The sequence below is a fragment of the Lysinibacillus sp. NPDC093692 genome, assembly GCF_050280125.1.
Taxonomy (GTDB): domain Bacteria; phylum Bacillota; class Bacilli; order Bacillales_A; family Planococcaceae; genus Lysinibacillus.
In genome coordinates, this window is record NZ_JBNNUW010000027.1 from 43,125 (window position 1) to 62,952 (window position 19,828).

Below are 19,828 nucleotides of genomic sequence, written 5' to 3' on the forward strand. Positions count from 1 at the left end.
TGGTCATCACCAAAAGTTGTGATGACGTTTGCTAAAATGTACGCCAAGTCTTCGTTCCGACTGGGCGACTCCTTGGGGATCAGTGAACTGCGCCTATGTGATGAACCTTTTTTATTCCAGCTGAACCTTCCCATAAATGCCGCCACCACCAACTTCGATTGTCAATTGCCCCGTTCTTGCTAATTCAATCATCTTGGCAATTTTATGTGGCACGATTTGTTCGAGTTGTTCTAGCGTAACTCGATGCAAGATGTTCATCTCTGTACCAAATGCTTGTACTAATCGTTCCATCATTTTCGGCCCTAATCCTGGAATAAAGTCTAGTGGTACTTGGTGAATATATGGTGGTCGTGCACGTTTATCAGTTCCTTGCTCTGAAAGCTCCTTTATGCGTGTTGCAACCCCTTTTATAATTTGCGTGCTTTCGCAGTTTGTACAAATTATTGTCGAGTTGCTGAGTTGCTCACCACATTTTGCACAGACGGTTTGATGATATTTACCAAGCAAAGGATTTAAACCATAATTGGCTGTTACTGCTCGACCTTGTTGCTCATGAAGCGCCATCCTTAATTCTGTAAAATTTGCATTAGAAAGTCTCAATTTTTGATACTCACGTGCAATTTTCCCAAGTGAATGTGCATCAGAATTGCTGACAAATGTATATGCTTGCAATTCTCTAATGTTACTCACCATATCAGTATTGGAGCTTAGCCCAAGCTCTATCGCATCTATAAGCTGAGGGTCAAAAACTTCTGTTAAACTACGATGTACACCTTTACCGAACAAACTTTTAAATGGTGTAAAGACATGGGCAGGAATAAAAAGACCGCCTAATTCATGAACCTTTTGCTGCAATGTGCGCCCATCGCAATAAATTCGCTGAGAGCTTAAATGGATATTTTTCATATGATTAGACATCCAGTCTGAAAATTCCCTCATAAGCGAAAGTGTTGGAAAATAAGCAAGCACATGGATGGGTCCAAGGCAATGCTGATCATAAATCTCAATTTCAGAACCTGGAATAAGTGTAGTTTCTTGAAAACGAAGTCCCCCCTGTTCCAGCTCCTTCAATTCGCCCTGTTCTATCATCTTTGCCATTTCATCCATTACTTCTGGTGAATGACAATCAATAATCCCGATAATCTCTAGTCCCTTTCTTGCGCTTGAATTCTCTAAAATTCTTGCTAATGTTAACGTTTTACTGCCAGTTATTTTAACAGCACGCCCACTTGAAGTGCGTCCAATATGAATATGTAAATCTGCATAGAAATCCTGCATCATTGTAACCAACCCCTATCCACTCTTTAAAGTGAAATAAAAAAACCTCACATTGCTGCAAGGCATTTTATTCGTAATTATGATGGATGATTGCTGTGAGTACTATTATTTGACTCAAAGGCACCCGAGCCCTGTGATGACATTGTTGAAGAATAATAGGCTACTAAGGTCACCCCAATGTTCTTTTCTAGCTCATTAATTCTTTCAAGCTGTTGCTGATTTAGTTGCGCAATTTTTATCTCTTCCATTTTCATCAAATCCTTTCACGAATAAAGTTCCCTAAACAAGAAACATATATACACGAAATAAATGACTGACTGTCAGTCATTTTTCATTGACTTTATTTCAGCTATTTTGTAACATAATAAATAAGCAGGCTAAAAGCGAGGGATTCCATGTCAAAAGAAGAGAAAATTATTCAAGCTGCAATTGAAGTTTTTCGTGAAAAAGGAATTGAAAAGACAAAGGTTTCAGATATCGTAAAAGCTGCAGGTATTGCGCAAGGGACATTTTATCTTTATTTCCCATCACGGCTTTCAGTTATGCCTGCCATCGCAAAAGTTATGGTTGAGAAAATTATTGCTGATATAAACGATGGTATTTCAACACAGGAGCCTTTTGCAAAGCGGCTTGAAAAGTTAGTAGATATTGTTTTTTCTCTAACAGAGGAATATCGAGATGTATTTGCACTTATTTATGCTGGTATTACACAAACCGAGCATATGAAAGAATGGGAAAATATATATGCTCCCTATTACGAATGGATGAATAATTTCTTATACGAAGCTCAACAAGAAGGAACGATACGTGAATCTCTAAACACTACACGTTCTTCTAAACTTATCATCGGTCTAGTAGAATCTGCTGCTGAACAAATTTACTTGTATGATGACAGTGAAGAAGAAACAATTAGACTTCAAAAGCTTGAGCTCCTCGACTTTTTACATCATGCACTCGGTTTACGTCACGCCTAAGTGACGTTCTCTTTTACACTAAAAATGACTGAATGTCAGTCATAATCATGGATAAATGAAAGGAATAACTATGCAAAAAGATTGGATTTATGTTGGATTAACTAGTTTGTTTGAATTGTTTTGGATATTTGGTTTTAATGTTGCCGGTGCTTGGTGGCATTGGATTATTATTGTGTCCTTAATTGCATTGGATTTTCATTTCTTATCGAAGGCTTGTGAAAACCTACCTACTGGCACAGTTTATGCGACTTTCGCAGGGGTCGGTGCGATTGGTACTACATTAATGGACATTTTTATTTTCGATGGTGAGTTTAATACGATTAAAGGAATTTTCATGTTCATTTTAGTATTGGGTGTTATCGGTCTTAATTTAGCTGATAACCCTTCGAAAGATTATGATGAAAAGAAAGGAGCTAATGCATAATGGGCTGGTTACTTGTTTTATTAGCCGCAATTTCAGAAATTATCGGTGTTGTAGGTTTACGCTTTTATAGTCAGAACAAAACTATACGTAATTTATTAATATATGTTGGCGGCTTTGGTATGTCCTTTGTGCTTTTATATACCTCCTTTAACTATCTACAGTTAAGCATTGCCTATGTAGTGTGGATTGGTATTGGTACAGTTGGGGCTGTTCTCGTGAATATTATATTCTTCGGTGAATCTAAAAACCTGACGCGAATTATTAGTATCATCGCCATTATCATTGGTGTGGCAGGCTTAAAAGCAGTATCTTAATTTGACTTCAATTCTTTAATACTGTGAATAAGCCTTTTGAAATAAACTTTTTCGTTGAAAATTTATTTTATAACTATGTAAATAGTGTATCTTGAGGATTTTATCACTATTAATTAGAGTGACAGGCCAGAAGATATATACTATATACAGTGGTTGATCTTCGTTACGACTGGGCGACTCCTTGGGGCTCATCGGACGCCCCCAGGAAGCTCTGCTCTGTGCGAAAGCGAAGCGGCAGCAACAACAAATGTTTTAACTGTGCGAAAGCGAAGCGTCAGCAAAAAAGCGCCCGGTCGGAACGGAAATCAACCCCTCGCTTTGCCAAAAACCATAATTACAACCTTAATTTTTTTGACATAATAGGCTTTGATATATCAATCACTTTATGTAGTTTCTAAAGCTTCCTTCGTGAATTGCTCTGGGATATACGTTAAATATGGCTTACCTGTCAGTGAATGTGTTTGAATATCGGCATAAACCCCAAATACATCTTGTAATAATGCCGGTGTAAGTACTTCTTCTGGTGTGCCAAAACAAACAATTCGACCTTGCTGTAAAACATAAATTTGATCGCAATACATAGCCGCAATGTTTAAATCGTGGATTGCAGCAACAACTGTTAATTGTAAGGTTTGGATTAGATCCATAAGCTGCAATTGATGCTGAATATCTAGATGATTTGTTGGCTCATCTAAAATAAGCACTTGTGCTTGCTGAGCAAGGGCACGTGCAACCATCACACGCTTTTTTTCGCCACCTGAAAGAGAGCTATAGCTACGTTTCTCTAAATGAACGATACCCGTTTGCTTCAGTGCATCCTTTACGATTTGAAAATCTTGCTCTTGATCAAGCTCCAATAGTTTTTTATGGGGTGTTCTTCCCATACTCACTAAATCATGCACTGTAAAATCGAATAAGACCGGTGTTTCTTGACTCACAACTGCTAGATTTTTAGCTATATTTTTACTCGATTGCTTTAGAATATCTTGTTCATTTAATAACACTGTTCCACTTTCTGGTTTTAACAAACGATACATATTCTTTAATAGCGTTGACTTCCCACTACCATTAGGACCGATCAACCCAACAAATTGCTTGTCCTTTATTTGAACATTTACTTCATGTAATATGCGTTCATCAGAAATGGAGAATGATATTTGTTTCGCTTCTAATGTCATATATTTTTAATCTCCTTCACCGAAAGAATAATTGTTACGACGTAGCAGCCAAATGAAAAATGGACCTCCGCAAAAAGCCGTGATAATTCCTATCGGCATTTCCTCAGGGGCAATTAATATTCGAGCAAGTGCATCAGCCCAAACTAAGAAGATCCCCCCTAATAATGCGCTAATCGGTATGACATACTTATGATTTGAACCTACAATTAGCCGTACAATATGTGGAATGATTAAACCAACAAACCCAATTGAGCCACTTACAGCAACCAGCACACCCGTTAATAATGATACTAATAAAATAAGCTGTATTCGAAATTGTTGTAAGTTAACCCCTAATGTAACTGCTGCTTCTTCTCCAAGAAGTAATAAATTTAAGCTGCGATAGTTGAGCCATAACAAGGCAAATACTACAATAAAAATGACTGCAGGAATTACAAGAATACTCCATTTCGCACCTGCTAGGCTTCCTAGCATCCAAAACATGACTGCCTTCATTCCCCCCTCTTGCTTCGACAGCATTAAGATAAAATTTGAAATAGCAGATAAAATAAATGACACCGCCATCCCTGAAAGTAAAAGTCGAAAGACGGACACTCTACCGCCAACATGTGATAAGAAGAAAACTAACCCCATTGCTGTGAGAGAGCCTAAAAAAGCTGATACGGACAGAGCATAAACGCCCAGAAATGAAAAGGCACCTAAAATGATGACAGCTGTGGCACCAACCGTCGCTCCAGAAGAAATCCCTAAAATATATGGTTCTGCAATTGAATTACGAACGAGTGCCTGAATAGCTGCTCCTGCAATTGCCAAGCCTGCTCCGACGATAGCAGCGAGTAATACACGCGGAGCCCTTATTTGCCAAATGATAATTTCCTGTGAGCGACTCCAATCTTGTACGATTGAGCTTTGTATAATAGGGATTTTAGAAAGGATAACCTTCCATACATAAAGTGGTGTAACGGAAACCGATCCAACCATAATTGCAATTGTCATTGAAATTATAAGTACTAGAAAAAGGGTCATTGAAAGTAACATAAATTTTCTATTCATCTGTTTATTAACTCCTAATCATTAAACATCAATTTCACCAAGCCGTAATTGTAGCTGATGCTTCGCTAACATTAGCAGAACGAAGATAAATGAAAGAAAAAAGGGTATTCCATACACATGCGCATGGAAATACCCTAGAATCAATTAAACCTCGGCATAATCGCGTCTTTCAGCGTGTGTTTGGACACCCGCTTAAAGAAGTTAAACATAGTTAGATTATCTTCTACTATTGTCCGTAATCGCTTTCATCCTCGTGGGCATTACAGGAATATAACTAAATGGCAGGTCTCCTGACTTCGAATCAAAGCACCTATGATTGCCTTCCCATCCTAGAACAGTGGCTAAGTCATCATAGAACTCCTCGTTACAGTTGCGGGACAGTGTCGGATTTGCACCGACTTCCCTTTTAAGTGACACTTTGTAAAAGATGTCACACCATTAGCATCGAATAATTTAAAATTATGACAATTCTATCATATATTTCAATAGTTAGTCTATACTATCAATCATTTATCAAGTTAAAAAACACCTTTACGTTAACCGGAAATAATAATCAAGTTGACACAAAAACTTTATTTTTTTACACTATTATTATCAACTTTACTTTCTAGGGGTGAAATAATGACAACCGTTGTGGAACATACACATCAAAAATTAAGAACAGTAGATATTGCATACATTGGACTATTTTCAACATTAATGATGATAGGAGCTAATATTACGTCCATTGTACCTTTCATGGTTGTAGGCGGAGTACCGATCACATTGCAAACATTTTTCGCTATTTTAGCGGGACTTATTCTCGGTAGTAGAAAAGGGGCTCTCGCTTGTACTGTTTATATGTGCATCGGTTTAGCAGGCGCACCTGTATTTGCACGATTCAGCGGTGGCTTTGGACAAATTTTAAGTCCTACATTTGGTTTCATTGTCTCTTTTATATTAGCTGCATTTGTCGCAGGGCTTATTGTAGAACGCAGTGGAACGAAGAAAAGCTATATAGTTGCTGCATTAGTTGCAACTGCTATTAATTATTTACTAGGGACAAATTGGATGTACTTTGCCTATAAGCTATGGGCTAGTGCGCCTGATGCTTTCACTTATAAAATAGCATGGCTTTGGATGATGCCTCCTTTGCCAAAGGATATTATTTTAGCTATATTCGCGGGTATTTTTGCATACCGTCTTCAAAAGGTATTGAAAATAATTCCAATTAAATAAAGAGATAAAAAAACTGTCCAAAAGTATATAACATACTTAATTGGACAGTTTTTGGTTCATCACCAAAAGTTGTAAATGACTTTTGTTAAAACGTTTATAGTTGATTGTAGTGTAGACTGGGCGACTCCTCGGGGATCAGCGATAGGGGAACGAAGGCTAAAAGCATCACATCCTGTGATAACGCTTTCGTGACCAACATCGTGTTGGCCCGAGACCCTGCAGCGAAGCGAAGCGGCTCATCGAACGCCCCCAGGAAGCTTTACTCTGTGCGAAAGCAGCGTCAGCAACAAAGCGCCCAGTCGGGACGGAAATCATCCACACGTTTCGGTGCTGATTCAAGTTTTTTATTTTTAAACGTATGTTTTCATCCAGTTTAAGAAGTTAGCAATAACTACATCTAGGAATTTAATAGTACCCTCATCTGTTAAATTGCCTTCAGCATCAAATTTAGTGTGTACTGCGCCGATATAAACATCATTACCACTAAGCAATGGTGAATTTACTCCAGGTGAGAATAAAATATCTCTTAAGTGTAATTGTGCTTTAACAGTACCTAAATTACCCATTGATGCGCCCATCATGAATGATGGCTTGCCAATCATTACTTTATCAACGCGAGATAACCAATCGATGGCGTTAACCATAACACCTGGCACTGTACCATTATATTCTGGAGTCAGCCAAAGAACGGCATCCGCCTCTTTTACTTTTGCTTTAAAATCTAATACTGTTTGCGGTGCTTCATTTTCGATATCTTGGTTATACATTGGTAGGTCATTTAAGCTTAATACTTCAAGATCTAATTTCTCCGCATAACGCTTTTGAATAAATTTCGCTAACTGCAGATTATAAGATTCTTTACGGATACTACCTACGATTGCTACTACTTTCACAATATTTCCTCCTAAATGTGCATTACTTTATTATTTGGATCATCACCAAAACGTGTGGTTGATTTCCGTTCCGGCTGGGCGCTTTCCTGGGGGCGTCCGATGAGCCGCTTCACTCGCGATGCTCGCTCCAGGGTCTCATCTGTGACGCTAATCCCCAAGAAGTCGCCCAGCCTCCACTCCAATCAACTTATTTACATAGTATACGCTTTAACAAAAGTAACCCACAACTGGCCACAAACCTACCATTTGTGAAACTCCCTATTTTATACAGCTTCTTTTAATAATAGGTTGCAAATTCTTCAACTGGTTTACGATAACCACGCAAGCGACGACTACTTTCTTTTTCCTTACCAATTGTAATCATTAGCGCAATTTCTTGTGTTTCCGGAACATTAAAAAGGGCTCTCATTTGTTGCTGATCAAAGCCAATCATTGGACATGTATCCCATCCACGATTTTTGGCTGCCAACATAAATAACATAGCTGAAAGTGAAGCGTTACGAATGGCTTCCGCTTTCTTAAACTCCTCGCCGCGCTCTTCATAAAATTTTGTATTTTCTTCGACAAGATTTTCTAACTCACAAGCATTAATAATGCCTAAGTCTACCATCCCTTGACTAAGGTTAGCAGTATTTTTATAGGCTTCTTTATCTCCTAAAACAAGTATAACCGCTGAGGCTGAGTGCACTTTATACTGCCCATATGCCGCTTCTCTTACTTTTTCTTTTTTTTCTTCATCTAAAACAACGATGTAATTAGTATGCTGTAAATTAAAGGCAGATGGAGCAAGTTTGACATCCTCCAAAATGGGACGTATATCTTCTTCGCTCATTTTAATGCCCTCTATAAAATTATTCACAGAACGACGCTTATCTATTACCTTTGCAAATTCCATCCAATTGACCTCCAATCATTTTCTTTCAAAAATATGTAATTTCCATTCAGCGAGGCTTGTGTTTCTCTACTGAATGGAATTAAAAATATTACTCTTATTCTTTATCGAACGTAATCGTACTTCTTACAGTGTCTATAGGACGAACAAGCTCTTCAATTTGTGCACGCTTTGGCTCTAAAAACGGTGGCAACGATAACTTTTCACCTAATGTTTCATAAGGCTCATCCCCCATAAATCCTGGACCATCAGTAGCTAGCTCAAATAAAATTTGTGGTGCAACTCGCGCATAAAGTGATTCAAAGAAGTGACGGTCTACATAACCCGAAGTATTGAAGCCAAAGCTTTCAAATCGTTCAGTCCATTCATCTAATACAGCGCGATCATCTACGCGGAATGCAGCATGATGTACTGTACCGAAGCCTTGACGAGCTACTGGTAAAACTGCGTTAAACTCTACAACGATTTGTGCACCGTTTCCGCCTTCACCAACCTCAAATAAATGGAAATCCTCTTCCTCTGCAATTTCTGTAAAGAGCATCACTTTTTCTAGCATTTCTTTGAAATATTTAAAATTAGCAACTCTTATAAAAACCGGACCTAAGCCTGTAATTGCATACTCAAGAGGAATCGGTCCATCTTGCCATGGAGTACCTGATGCAACGCCTGTATTGTTTTCATCAGAAATAAGTTGATATTGCTGATCATCAAAATCTACGAATGATAAAGTTTTCTTGCCAAATTGCTCTTGTATACCTGTATGTTTAACATTTAATCGATCAAAACGTTTTACCCAATAGTCCAATGCCGCATCTGTAGGCACGCGGAATGAAGTTTTGGAAATTTCATTAGTTCCATGCACACCTTTTGGGATGTTTGGGAAATCGAAAAATGTCATATCAGTACCAGCACTACCTTTATCATCTGCAAAGAATAAATGATATGTTTGGATATCATCCTGATTTACTGTTTTTTTCACTAATCGCATCCCTAATACATAAGTAAAGAATTTATAATTCTCTTCCGCACTACTTGTAATAGCTGTAACGTGGTGAATTCCTTTTAAATGATTCATTTTATGTTCCTCCTATTTATCTCGAATTCGAGATATATACGTAAAATTTTTTATTTTTCAACTGCGTTTAAACCAACCTTTTTTAAAGACAGGATCATTGTGTCCATCTCCTGTTGATCTAATACTTCAAAAATCTCATTAATTTTTTGTTCATGCTTTGGAAATATTTCTTCCATCAACGTTTGTCCTTCATATGTTAATAAAACATATGTGACACGACGATCCTTTGGGCAAGCTCGTCGATACACAAAACTTTTTTGTTCGAGCTTATCAATAACATACGTAATACTACTGCTTGCAATTAAAATTTTCTTTCCAATCACTTGAATTGGTTGCTCACCATGGTGATATAAAAACTCAAGTACTGAAAATTCGGTTTGATTTAAATCGTATTGAAGTAAATCTCTCTTTGTTGCATCCTGAATCGTTTGATACGCCCGGAACAAGACCGTAAAAGCTTTTAAATTACGATTGTTTTCCTTCATACGACTCCCTCTTCTCATTTACTTCGAATTAATTTATCTTTAATTCGAGATAATAATAACATATAAAATTATTAACGGCAATCCTTTTGTTTTACTGTAATCATCAATTATGCCTCGTCATATTTGTAACTGCCGTTTCGCTTTCGGTACAGAAAACAACTGCTGAAAGAAGTTAAAAAGGGCATCCCCTAAAATAGGAGATGCCCCTTCATATATCGATTACTGATTAATAGTAGTAATGGCGGCCGTTGTCTTCCTCATTAATAGCCTTTGCTAGACGAACTGTAGAAATCGCCAAATCTGCATACGTCACTTTCCCAGTAGCATTGAATTTATTTTGCTGTCCATCAATTAGACCCATCGCACTTGCTAAAGCAATATAACCTGCGTATTCCTGTTTAATTGAGCTTGCATCAGCGAAGTTTAATTTGTAAATGTCACTATGCTTAGCAGCACTCTCTAAATTTAATATACGTACTAACCATTCTGCAAGCTCTTGACGAGTCAATTCTTTATCTACTGCAAATTGATCCGCAGGTTGTATAATATTCATGCCTACAGCTTGTTCAACGACTCCATATAATGGATGCTTTTTGTCAATGTTATTAAAGGATTGCTTCTCGTCACCTCTTCCATAAGGACCAAAATCATAATATCCGTATGTTAATGATTTAACTAAAATTTTCAAAGCTTCGCCCTTGTTTACAGCTGTATCAGCGTTAAAGTTCGCTGGGTCTTTAACTTCTAATACATTTTGTTGTAGTAAATAATTTAATTCTCCTCCAGCTGTTGGATGTGAAATAGCTGGTTTTTCTTTGGCATCATCAACATCTTGAAGCCATTTACCAGTTGTTGCATCAATACTATTGAATAAGCTTCCATCATAAACTGGAGAGTATACTAAATCATAGTGATGTTTATCCTCGCCATCCTGTTTTGCATACTGAAGCTCCAAGCCTAGCCCCTTATTGAACGTTTCTTTTGCTTTATCAGCAGGAATAGCTTTATTCACAGCTGGCCAATTATCAATCTTGTGATTACTAATATTTAATGAACTTAATTTCCCATCTGCACTAATACCTACAGAAATTTCATCCCCTACTACAGCAATACCATTGACAATACGTGGGAAGGAGAAGTAATAACGTTTACTATCTTTATCATATATTGTTTCTTCTATTGGTTTTGAATAGTTATGAAGATAGGACGGAGCCCACTCTTTTAAGTAGTCTATCGCTTTTGCTAAAGCAGCTTCTTTTGCGATCGGTTCAACTTTCTGATCTGTCTCCATGAAATCTCTACGTATATCCCAGTAGTCTGTAATCTCACCCGTTGCCTTGTTCACTTCGAATGATGCGCCATAGCCACTATTTGCTAAATGATACATATAATTCACTGAATAAATTGTCTCACCATTGTCATTTTCTCTTTCATTAACCGACTCAATTTGTAGCTTCACTTTGTCTGAATCAACTTTCAAGAAAGACTTAGCTAACTCTTCAACTTCTGCTACTGTAACGTCCTTCTTTCTAGGTTCAAGTGGTTGCGATGCCAGTTTTTCTACACCTTTTGCCGTTGGTACTTGAGAAGTAAAACCATTTAATGTATGCCACTGCCCATTTAATGCATGCACACCCGTGAAGTTTGTTGGTGGCATATACACAAGCTTCGCAATAGATTCGCCTGTTTGGTAGTTATAATCCACCATATAGCGTAAATCTACTGACAAATTTTCGCGAACTTGTGCAAGTATATCTGATTCATTCTTTTTCTGAACTACATTATCAAATGTTGCCTTACTAGTTGACTCAGTATTACGATACATACTTACAACTTCACCATTTGCTAGAACAGTAATATTGAGATTCTCATTACTTAATGGTACACCATTATGTGTTGGCGAATAATTGAATGAATACGTAATTGGTTCAGATAAAGGTCGACTAAAACTAAAACCAAAATCACCAAACCAATCGTCTTCACGAAGCTTGTAATTTGCAGTATTCGGCAATTTCTTTAAGAAGTCTTGGGCAATTTTCTTTGCCTCAGCCTCTGAATACTTCACTGGATACAATGCATCCGCTATATTGGCAGGTTGATAGTGGAAATATTCTAATTCTAAATTTTCGCCTTTAAACGTAAAATCACCAAAAACATCTTTGCCATTGATTGTCTTTTGGAAGCTTAAGTCATAGCGTATTGTAGCATCATCATTAAAGTAATGCGCTTCCCCCATTGAGAAATCTTTCTCTGATACAAATTTGAACTTGCCTGGGAATAATGTATTCAATTGCTTAATAAGCTCACTTTTTGTAACCTTTGTTTCTGTTGAAGCTACTTGGATTGCAACTCTCTCTTGTGATTCTTTTACATTTGCTGAAGCTTGTGCCATTGGCGAAATTACACCCACTGAAAATGCAGTAGACGCTAGTATGATACCTAACTTTTTGAATTTATCCAAAATATACCTCCTAAAATATCATTTACCATTATTATAATATATATTTCCATAAATGGAAATGTCATTTCCAGATAATTAATATTTATTAGAAAAGGGAATGAGCTCCTTTTGCAGAGAAAGTATTTACTCCTTAAGATTCTCATTTCTTTACTACATCAAAATTTGATCCGATCAATAGCCAATTTTGCGGGAACGGTAGACCTAATTTCCAGTAGCCCACTCCTCTAAGGTTGTACCTTTTGATTAAATTGAACTTCGCTTGAATAGATCTTGCATCCTCGAACCAAACCACATGTGCTCTACCTTGCTCATCATAGTATTCAAAGAACGGAGCTTGAGATCTCAAATCAAACTGAATAGCGGCATTATATTTTTTAGCAATCTCAATTGCTTTTTGTGGACTAATTGCTTCTGCATTCGGGCCCCCTTGTACAAAAGGCAATGTCCAGTTATATCCATATAAATTCTGTCCAAGTATAATTTTGTTACGAGGTATCTCGCTTACTGCATATTTTACAACCGCCTCTACCTCGGGAAGTGGCGATACAGCCATAGGTGGCCCTGCAGAATACCCCCATTCATAAGTCATTAACATAACAAAATCCACTATTTCTCCATGTGCTTTATAGTCATGCCCCTCCGTCCATGGACCACGCTCACTAGCACTTGTTTTTGGGGCTAGTGCTGTCGATACGGTATAGCCTTGTGGGTGGAATCGACTCACCGCTCTCCTTAAAAAATTGTTATACGCTTCTCGTTGATCGCCCGGCAAATTCTCAAAATCGAAATGAATATCTTTAACGCTTCCTAAACGCTTTGCCTCTTCAAGAATATTACTAAAAAGCAAATCCTGTACTGCTGTACTTTGAAAAATATCTCGCGCTAAATCACCGCTAAAACTAAAATTCTCCAAATTTGAGACAACCATCGCTAGAGAAGCTCCTGTATCATTAGCAATCTGCGTCACCCCTTGACTCGGGGGACTCTTAAGCGTTCCATCCCGCCTTGCCTCATAGCTAAATAAAGCTAGATACGTTAAAAACGGACCCGCTTCTCTTGCTTGGCTCAATAATGCCTCACTAACGAATGTCCCTCTCGGCTCTAAATACGCCAATGTTTCAGCTTTTGTTTTTGGTTGAGGTGGAATATAAAGTCGCATACCCATCGATAAAGGCTGACTCGGACTAATATTATTGACTTGAGCAAGTGTTAAATAATTAATGCCAAAGCGTTGGCCGATTGAATATAAACTATCCCCTGACTGAACATAATAAAAATTTCCGACAATCGGTATTACAAGCGCTTGCCCGACAACTAATCGATTCGGTTCAGGAATTTGATTGGCATCTACAATACTTTGAACTGTTGTCCCATACGCCTGCGAAATACCCCATATGGACTCCCCTGCCCGTACAACATGTATTTGAATGACAGTGCCTCCTTCTTGCTTGATAAAATTACACCTATAAAGCTTATGAATTAGAAAAGGAAAAGATGTCATTACTCAGTAAGCACAGATTCCCTAAAACAAAAAAAAGATCCATCGCTTGTTACAGCGACTGAACCTTATTACCATTAATTTTTTTATAGTATTTATGACACGCTCGATAATAGAATATGAATAGAAAATAAGCAAACAACTGAAGTATAGAACCTATAAAATGAACATTTTCTCGCATACTTGTATCAACATTTATTGAAAATGCCTGTATGACAAAACCGCAAAGCATAAATGCCATGAATTTCTGGTATGTTTTAAATGTTTTAACTTCAAGAGGTTTATTATTATGAATGTGTAATAATAATTGAAAAACCCAATACATGAAGATGATGAATAAAAATTGCATAAACTGTACACCAATTTCACCTAGTATACTATGTCCTAGCCATTGACCTAGCTCTAAGAAAAATGTCATTACCGCCAAAATAATAGCGAAGTTTTTCGACCAACGCTTTAAATTATGGAACGTTGGCAGTAAGTGAATACCATATGCAAAAAATATATATCCAATAAAATCTGGGAACATATCCGGTAATCCGAAAAAACTTGAATCTACAAAAACAAAGCACACCCCGTTAAATAAATGATCGTAAGGATTTTTCATTATTTCATACCCCTCTCATTTGTTTTCATCAAATAGTTACCATGTTCCTGTTGAATTTCATCTAAATAGTACTGCTTACTCGTATAATCGTAGGATTCGCTATAGCTTGGTTGTACAATAGGTTCATCCATATTTTGATGCTCTGCATAAACTAGGTTCCCTACCCATGCCAAGAAAGACAAAGAAAATGTCATGTAGACAAGTCTTCCCTTCGTAAGTCCTTTGTAATAAACGAACAAAATAAACAATGAGAGCGTAAGCATGAGGAACATACACACTATATTAGTAAGATCTTTTTCCGGATTGATAGTTAACTGTGCTGCATTTTTCAAATGGAACGATTGTCCTGTACCAATGCTGAATACAAATAGAAGAACAACTAGCGTCACTGGAACGGTTAGTATGGTTGCGATAGTAAATCTTTTTGTCTTTTTTATATGAGTCATTTCGAGTTCTTGACGTAATTGATTTGAGAAATCTATATCTGGATCTTTATCAGGGCGTTTTTTTAGTGCGTCAACTAAATCGTAATCACGTTCTTCCATCAATCATCCCTCCCAACCTTTTTTCGAAGCCTTGCCATTGCTCGGTGAAAATCAACACGTACCTTGACTTCCGAGATACCTATTATCGCTGCTGTTTCTTGTATCGTGTAGTCTTTTAGCATTCTGCAAATAATGATTGTCCGATCATGTGATTTTAATGTCATTAATGCTTCTTGTACTGCCTGCCATTGCTCATTTTTCTCCACAATCTCTAAAGGCTTTGGTACTTCCTTCAAGACGGGCTGCCAGCTAAGTTTTTCTGTTAATAAACGCTTTATTTTCTGCCTTCTATGTATATCTACTGCTGTATTCCGTGCGATTGATAAGAGCCAAATTTTCACTTTATCTTTATCCTTCAAATTATGTAACTGCTTCATCGCCTTAAAAAACGTTTCTTGTGTAATATCCTCTGCCTCTTGTTTGCTATTTGTATAATAAAGCGCAAAATGATACACATCACGATGATAACAATCGTACAAATGTTCAATTTTTAATATATCCTGACGCAAAACTTCACCCCACTTTCTACACTTACAAATAAGTCGTCGCAACTAATTATTTGTTACACTTTTTCAAATTATTTTCACAACTAGCGTAAAACACCTCGTTGTAAATATTAATCAGGTTGGTAGTGTCAATTCCGAGGCAAGCCATTCTAAAATGGATATGCGTAGTGTTATTGTGGAGGAATTAGCGAAGTTATTCCCGTCTGGGCGATGTCCAGTCTCCACTACAATCAACTATGTATCTTCTGGCATGTTGCTCTTTTTATATTTTGTCTTTTAAACAATAAAATGCCCTCCAACGATTATGGAGGGCATAGGCATAAACTACCCATTAAAGCCTTATTGGTGAAACAAAAAATCAGTGGAAGATGTGGACCCCACTGATTAAAGTTACACTTTATTGTACATCTGATTTAATCATCTCAAATAATAACGGCACGTTCGTTCCGCGTTGTAACGAATTACAGCCCTCCATTAAAAATGACCAGCTCATTTTCATTTTTTCTTTATACGAAAGCTCTGCATTAACTGGAAGATAGTCTTTTAAAAACTCTTCTATAGAACTCGATAAATTGTCCATAAATTCATCTGCCTTTTGCACCTTTTCCGTTGCTATTTCATTGCGCTCATTCCATAGTACATGCTCTAAGTTTGTAGAAAAATAAAATAGCTGGTACGGTATTCTTAATCGCTGAATGCTAAAATGATCATTCGCCACAAGGATTTTGGCATTATTCGCCTTCATTTCATTGCGTTGCTCGATTTGTTCCTTACGCTTCTCAGTTTTCACCAATATTGCATCTTCTGTATAGTATAGTTTTTGCTCAATATCTTCCTTTACTTTGACAAATTCGGGGTCAATAAAACAACCGTCTGCATCGGTAATATGAACAACAGCAGTTAAATCCTTCGCTAAAAACTTATACTTTTGCAAATAGTTCTGAATCACTCGCGTAACGCTATTTTTAATATTAGGTATCCGTTTATTGGCATCCCACTTCGTTAAAATATCTTCCCGTTGTACATCAAAGCGAATCGTAGAATTTGCAAAATGTTCATCTAGATAATCCTCTAAAACAATTTGCTCCGTCTGCCCCTCTACAATAATTAAAAGAACTTTTTTAGTCATGCTGGACACCCGCTTTTCTAAAGGCACGCTTAATTTTAAATATCTTCGTTTCTTTATAAACCTCTTCATCCTGTCCGCCCAACTGGATTGCACGTAAATAAACATCTCGAGCATTATTTACCTCTTTAATACCTTTTAGCTGCATATAACGACGTTCCTCGTTCGTTGTCGTAAACCATAAGTTTTTAATAGCAAGCACCTCTAACACGCGTAAATTATGAGACGTAAAAATAAGCTGGCCTTTTCCGTCCTCATCAATCACTGTTAACAACTCGCCTAATAAATATTCAAAAACACCAGAATCTAACTCATCAATTACTACACAAGCATTCGGGTTATTATAAACGGCAATGAGCACACTGAGTACAGAAATAATTTTCAAAATCCCTTCTGACTCTGTTCTTAGTGGTAATTCGCGCTCCCCTCGCTGTGATAAAAATTCAAAACGGACTCCTTTTTCTCCATTATCCATCGTTTGTTTTGTAATGACATTAATCTTAATAGTTAGACCCGGAATAATCGCTGATAATACACGATTACTTTGTTCTATTACTTCACATAACACATTAAACGTATCCTCTGGCAATAACGCTGGTCCTTTCAAATTGTAAGGGATAGAACCACGAGTTTTTTCTAGATGGATACTAAATGGCATGCTGCGCTCCTCAAATAATGGTGCGATATTTTGATTATTAACAACATGTAGATCTCGATTAAAATCTATTGCTAAATTATGAAGTAATTGCATTTCTAGCTCTGACAATCTGTCTTGTAATAATGGCTTTAAATCTTTGTGAAAGATAAAGGACGTATATTGTTTTTTAGATAGTTGATGAATGACTAGTAATTGGATACGCGTTTTTTCATTCATATCAGAAAGAGTAGCTTTACGTAGTTGTATGTCTTCCTCTGTAACATTAATTAGAATTTTTGAACGCTTACCTTTCTCATTCTCTCTGTAAGCTATACGTTCTTCCGTTGTGTACAGTCTGTTTTGATCTTCTTGTAACTCTACGTAATAATTAAGAAAAAAAGTGCCAAATGGATTTTCTACAAGAAACTCAAACTCAATACTTGCCGTATCCTCTCCTGCCATAATTAATCTCTTTTCTTGAGACGGTAATTTTATTTCAGTAATCCAGCCGGAGATCAGTGCCTTTAACAAGCCAAATGCATCAACAATAGTTGTTTTCCCTGAACCGTTTTGTCCGTATAAACCTACAACGTTAGCCTTAAAAAATGTCTCAAAATTCACCGTTAAAACAATTTCGCCATGTCGTACATTTCGTAAATTTTGTATCTTAATTTTCTTGATTTTTATAATGGCCATTTATCTAAACATCCTTTAAATGATATTTTCTTCTATTATAATTAATTTTGATATATTTTATAACATTTTCTACTTTAACGAATTATATCTTTATCGAATATGTACCTATTTTAATGCCAACAACGATCATAATAGAAGGCATATGTAGAGAAGAAAAGTGAAGAAAGATGTGTTTCATTAGCCAATCCGTATTTAAATCTCGACGATATTGTTATTAACATTCCGTTTTACCTGGTTCCGAAAAAAGCAAAAAAGCACTTCTCAAATTGAGAAGTGCTTTTATTAGCTAGAGCTGTAGGTTACATCATTCTTGGCATGCCGCCCATACCAGACATAGCTGGCATTGCTGATGCTGGTTCTGGAATATCTGCTACTACTGCTTCTGGTGTTAAGACAGAACATGAAGTAGTGTTATCTATTCTACTGAATCCTCACATTCAACTGCTAGTATATCTACGTAGTAATTTGGTGGATTTTTAGTAATTAATTATGATAACAGACTGGTAAATGGCGTACAAATAGAAAATTTCTCTCATTAATGAGTGCCATCATATAAATCATATTTTAAATTGTGTTCTACATACTGTGCTTCTTCCTCGGGCGATAGCAAACGAATTGCTTTCCCTGAATTTCTTGATTCATCGCCACCTTGAAGTTGCCATATGGAATTGTGTTCGTCAACGGCGTTTGAAAAATCACCTTCCGACCATCTTTCCAATATTGAAATATAAAGTTCTTTATATTTATAATTGCTTTTTTGGGAAATTTCCAACAATCGGTCAACTTTTTCTTGTGTTATTTGTTCATGACCCCATTTTACTTTAGCTTCAACCTTTTGGTGAGACATGCTGTGAATGGCTTCGTTCACTTTGTTTTCTATTAAGTTGTCAGGATAAAGCAACTCTTCTTTTGTAACAGTTTTACTTTCAAGAATTACTCCATTATGTTCAACAGTTGCTTTTTCTTTTTCAGGAACAGGTTTCTCCATTTGTTCAGTGAATTTGATGTAACCAAAAATCCCACCAAAAATGGCCATTATTACAATAATGACGATAACCGATTTTGTTTTTCTCTGCATATTATTAAACCTCACTTATAATTTGTATTCAGTATGAAATTTTGGTTTATTTTATGTAATTTGTTTAATAATAACAGAAGATTGAAACGAGGTACAATAGGTACTTACCGTTTTAGAGAGCACCTGTTCCGAAGTGTTTAATAAACACATCAAGCCAAAATCGTGGGTGGCTAGCATTTTGCTAGGTACATAACGTTTCGTTAGAATTTCGCCAACTTGTCCGTAATCGGCATCGTTTCTTTCCTTCTTGTTTTCCCAAAGATTGATATTGACCTATTTGCGAAATCAACATCGCTCCATTGCAAATTACAAATTTCACCTCTCCTAATACCTGTGCCAAGAATCAACACAATGATTAAGTAGTCACGATTGCCATGTATGTTTTCTCACGTCTTTTGATACGTCTATAGAAATTGAGCATTTGTTTAATCTGTTCGTCCGTAAAAACTTCAACTTTAGTATCCTGTTTTTGCATTTTGACCTTATGTGCAGGATTTTTCGCAATGACTTCACATTCAATCATGTAATTCAAGAACGCTCGTATTCTCAAAATTTTGGTATTAATTGTGCTTGGTTTATCACCTTTTTCTTGGCAAACAATCAAATGTTGTCGGACATGATTATAAGTAATATCCTCAACATTTATTACTTGGTTCTAAGTGCAATAATCAATGAATTTGCCTAAAAGCGTTTTGTAGTTTTGAATATTTGCTTTGCTCGTGTTTTTAAATTTCCTATCATCTAAAAAGTCTTGATATGCAAATTTAAGCAACAAAAAAAACACTCCTCTTGTTTTGAACTGAACCCCGAATAGTGGACACTTTAAAAAGTGACCCTATTCGGGGTTTTTTGTTCATTTCACAAAAAAATCTCGTTATACTAAATATACG

At 36.7% G+C, this 19,828-nt stretch carries 23 protein-coding genes and 1 riboswitch; of the genes, 5 read left to right on the plus strand and 18 right to left on the minus strand.

Features of this window, described 5'->3' with window-relative positions; genetic code table 11:
- Nucleotides 1-111 precede the first annotated feature (111 nt).
- Together ACQKN4_RS21880 and ACQKN4_RS21885 are read right to left on the minus strand one after the other, a co-directional pair.
- Nucleotides 112-1,278: an endonuclease Q family protein gene (locus ACQKN4_RS21880; protein ID WP_079563656.1), complete on the minus strand. Its 1,167-nt coding sequence runs from the start codon at nt 1,276-1,278 to the stop codon at nt 112-114.
- 77 nt (nt 1,279-1,355) lie between these two features.
- Nucleotides 1,356-1,526, minus strand: coding sequence for a hypothetical protein (locus ACQKN4_RS21885; protein WP_427484794.1), 171 nt, complete (start codon nt 1,524-1,526; stop codon nt 1,356-1,358).
- Between the two features lie 147 nt (nt 1,527-1,673).
- Between ACQKN4_RS21885 and ACQKN4_RS21890 the strand changes: the two genes are divergently transcribed.
- The 3 genes from ACQKN4_RS21890 (at nt 1,674) to ACQKN4_RS21900 (ending at nt 2,990) form a co-directional block, all read left to right on the plus strand.
- On the plus strand, nt 1,674-2,252 hold the full coding sequence (locus ACQKN4_RS21890) for a TetR family transcriptional regulator (protein WP_427484795.1): 579 nt from the start codon (nt 1,674-1,676) through the stop codon (nt 2,250-2,252).
- 70 nt (nt 2,253-2,322) lie between these two features.
- On the plus strand, nt 2,323-2,676 hold the full coding sequence (locus ACQKN4_RS21895; RefSeq protein ID WP_079563632.1) for a DMT family transporter: 354 nt from the start codon (nt 2,323-2,325) through the stop codon (nt 2,674-2,676).
- Nucleotides 2,676-2,990, plus strand: coding sequence for a DMT family transporter (locus tag ACQKN4_RS21900; protein WP_079563631.1), 315 nt, complete (start codon nt 2,676-2,678; stop codon nt 2,988-2,990). The genes ACQKN4_RS21895 and ACQKN4_RS21900 overlap by 1 nt, the downstream gene beginning before the upstream one ends.
- 383 nt (nt 2,991-3,373) lie before the next feature.
- Here ACQKN4_RS21900 and ACQKN4_RS21905 read toward each other — a convergent pair whose 3' ends face one another.
- Both ACQKN4_RS21905 and ACQKN4_RS21910 read right to left on the minus strand, forming a co-directional pair.
- The gene (locus tag ACQKN4_RS21905; protein WP_079563630.1) at nt 3,374-4,168 is read right to left on the minus strand and encodes a heme ABC transporter ATP-binding protein; all 795 of its coding nucleotides are present in this window, start codon (nt 4,166-4,168) and stop codon (nt 3,374-3,376) included.
- A gap of 6 nt (nt 4,169-4,174) precedes the next feature.
- Entirely contained in the window at nt 4,175-5,221 is a 1,047-nt protein-coding gene (locus tag ACQKN4_RS21910; protein WP_079563629.1) for a FecCD family ABC transporter permease, read from the minus strand.
- Between the two features lie 263 nt (nt 5,222-5,484).
- Nucleotides 5,485-5,676: riboswitch (cobalamin riboswitch) on the minus strand.
- Nucleotides 5,677-5,842: 166 nt separating this feature from the next.
- Here ACQKN4_RS21910 and ACQKN4_RS21915 point away from each other — a divergent pair.
- Nucleotides 5,843-6,439, plus strand: coding sequence for a biotin transporter BioY (locus ACQKN4_RS21915; RefSeq protein WP_079563628.1), 597 nt, complete (start codon nt 5,843-5,845; stop codon nt 6,437-6,439).
- A gap of 350 nt (nt 6,440-6,789) precedes the next feature.
- Here ACQKN4_RS21915 and ACQKN4_RS21920 read toward each other — a convergent pair whose 3' ends face one another.
- The 11 genes from ACQKN4_RS21920 to ACQKN4_RS21970 all read right to left on the minus strand — a co-directional run bounded on the left by ACQKN4_RS21920 (nt 6,790) and on the right by ACQKN4_RS21970 (nt 17,860).
- On the minus strand, nt 6,790-7,332 hold the full coding sequence (locus ACQKN4_RS21920; RefSeq protein ID WP_079563627.1) for an NADPH-dependent FMN reductase: 543 nt from the start codon (nt 7,330-7,332) through the stop codon (nt 6,790-6,792).
- Between the two features lie 277 nt (nt 7,333-7,609).
- Nucleotides 7,610-8,227 (minus strand): nitroreductase family protein, encoded by a 618-nt coding sequence (locus ACQKN4_RS21925; RefSeq protein ID WP_079563626.1) that lies wholly within the window; start codon nt 8,225-8,227, stop codon nt 7,610-7,612.
- 94 nt (nt 8,228-8,321) lie between these two features.
- Nucleotides 8,322-9,299, minus strand: coding sequence for a ring-cleaving dioxygenase (locus ACQKN4_RS21930; protein WP_427484796.1), 978 nt, complete (start codon nt 9,297-9,299; stop codon nt 8,322-8,324).
- A 50-nt stretch (nt 9,300-9,349) separates the two neighbouring features.
- Entirely contained in the window at nt 9,350-9,784 is a 435-nt protein-coding gene (locus ACQKN4_RS21935; protein WP_079563624.1) for a MarR family winged helix-turn-helix transcriptional regulator, read from the minus strand.
- Nucleotides 9,785-10,010: 226 nt separating this feature from the next.
- Nucleotides 10,011-12,245 (minus strand): YcdB/YcdC domain-containing protein, encoded by a 2,235-nt coding sequence (locus ACQKN4_RS21940; protein WP_427484797.1) that lies wholly within the window; start codon nt 12,243-12,245, stop codon nt 10,011-10,013.
- A gap of 139 nt (nt 12,246-12,384) precedes the next feature.
- Nucleotides 12,385-13,674, minus strand: a complete 1,290-nt coding sequence (locus tag ACQKN4_RS21945; protein ID WP_427484805.1) for a LysM peptidoglycan-binding domain-containing protein — start codon at nt 13,672-13,674, stop codon at nt 12,385-12,387.
- Between the two features lie 121 nt (nt 13,675-13,795).
- A complete protein-coding gene (locus tag ACQKN4_RS21950) occupies nt 13,796-14,350 on the minus strand; it encodes a hypothetical protein (RefSeq protein WP_427484798.1) in 555 nt (184 codons plus the stop codon).
- On the minus strand, nt 14,350-14,895 hold the full coding sequence (locus ACQKN4_RS21955; protein ID WP_079563621.1) for a hypothetical protein: 546 nt from the start codon (nt 14,893-14,895) through the stop codon (nt 14,350-14,352). The genes ACQKN4_RS21950 and ACQKN4_RS21955 overlap by 1 nt, the downstream gene beginning before the upstream one ends.
- The gene (locus tag ACQKN4_RS21960) at nt 14,895-15,404 is read right to left on the minus strand and encodes an RNA polymerase sigma factor (protein WP_170939059.1); all 510 of its coding nucleotides are present in this window, start codon (nt 15,402-15,404) and stop codon (nt 14,895-14,897) included. The genes ACQKN4_RS21955 and ACQKN4_RS21960 overlap by 1 nt, the downstream gene beginning before the upstream one ends.
- Nucleotides 15,405-15,798: 394 nt before the next feature.
- A complete protein-coding gene (locus ACQKN4_RS21965; protein ID WP_079563619.1) occupies nt 15,799-16,530 on the minus strand; it encodes a hypothetical protein in 732 nt (243 codons plus the stop codon).
- Nucleotides 16,523-17,860, minus strand: a complete 1,338-nt coding sequence (locus tag ACQKN4_RS21970) for an AAA family ATPase (RefSeq protein ID WP_079563618.1) — start codon at nt 17,858-17,860, stop codon at nt 16,523-16,525. The genes ACQKN4_RS21965 and ACQKN4_RS21970 overlap by 8 nt, the downstream gene beginning before the upstream one ends.
- A gap of 315 nt (nt 17,861-18,175) precedes the next feature.
- Between ACQKN4_RS21970 and ACQKN4_RS21975 the strand changes: the two genes are divergently transcribed.
- Nucleotides 18,176-18,340, plus strand: coding sequence for a hypothetical protein (locus tag ACQKN4_RS21975; RefSeq protein ID WP_427484799.1), 165 nt, complete (start codon nt 18,176-18,178; stop codon nt 18,338-18,340).
- 55 nt (nt 18,341-18,395) lie between these two features.
- On the opposite strand, the gene ACQKN4_RS21980 is transcribed toward ACQKN4_RS21975, so the two are convergent.
- From ACQKN4_RS21980 to ACQKN4_RS21990, 3 genes are all read right to left on the minus strand, one after another.
- Nucleotides 18,396-18,938, minus strand: coding sequence for a DUF6241 domain-containing protein (locus ACQKN4_RS21980; RefSeq protein ID WP_079563617.1), 543 nt, complete (start codon nt 18,936-18,938; stop codon nt 18,396-18,398).
- A gap of 200 nt (nt 18,939-19,138) precedes the next feature.
- On the minus strand, nt 19,139-19,288 hold the full coding sequence (locus ACQKN4_RS21985; RefSeq protein ID WP_427484801.1) for a tyrosine-type recombinase/integrase: 150 nt from the start codon (nt 19,286-19,288) through the stop codon (nt 19,139-19,141).
- A 5-nt stretch (nt 19,289-19,293) separates the two neighbouring features.
- Nucleotides 19,294-19,461: a hypothetical protein gene (locus ACQKN4_RS21990; RefSeq protein ID WP_427484802.1), complete on the minus strand. Its 168-nt coding sequence runs from the start codon at nt 19,459-19,461 to the stop codon at nt 19,294-19,296.
- Nucleotides 19,462-19,828: the final 367 nt, after the last annotated feature.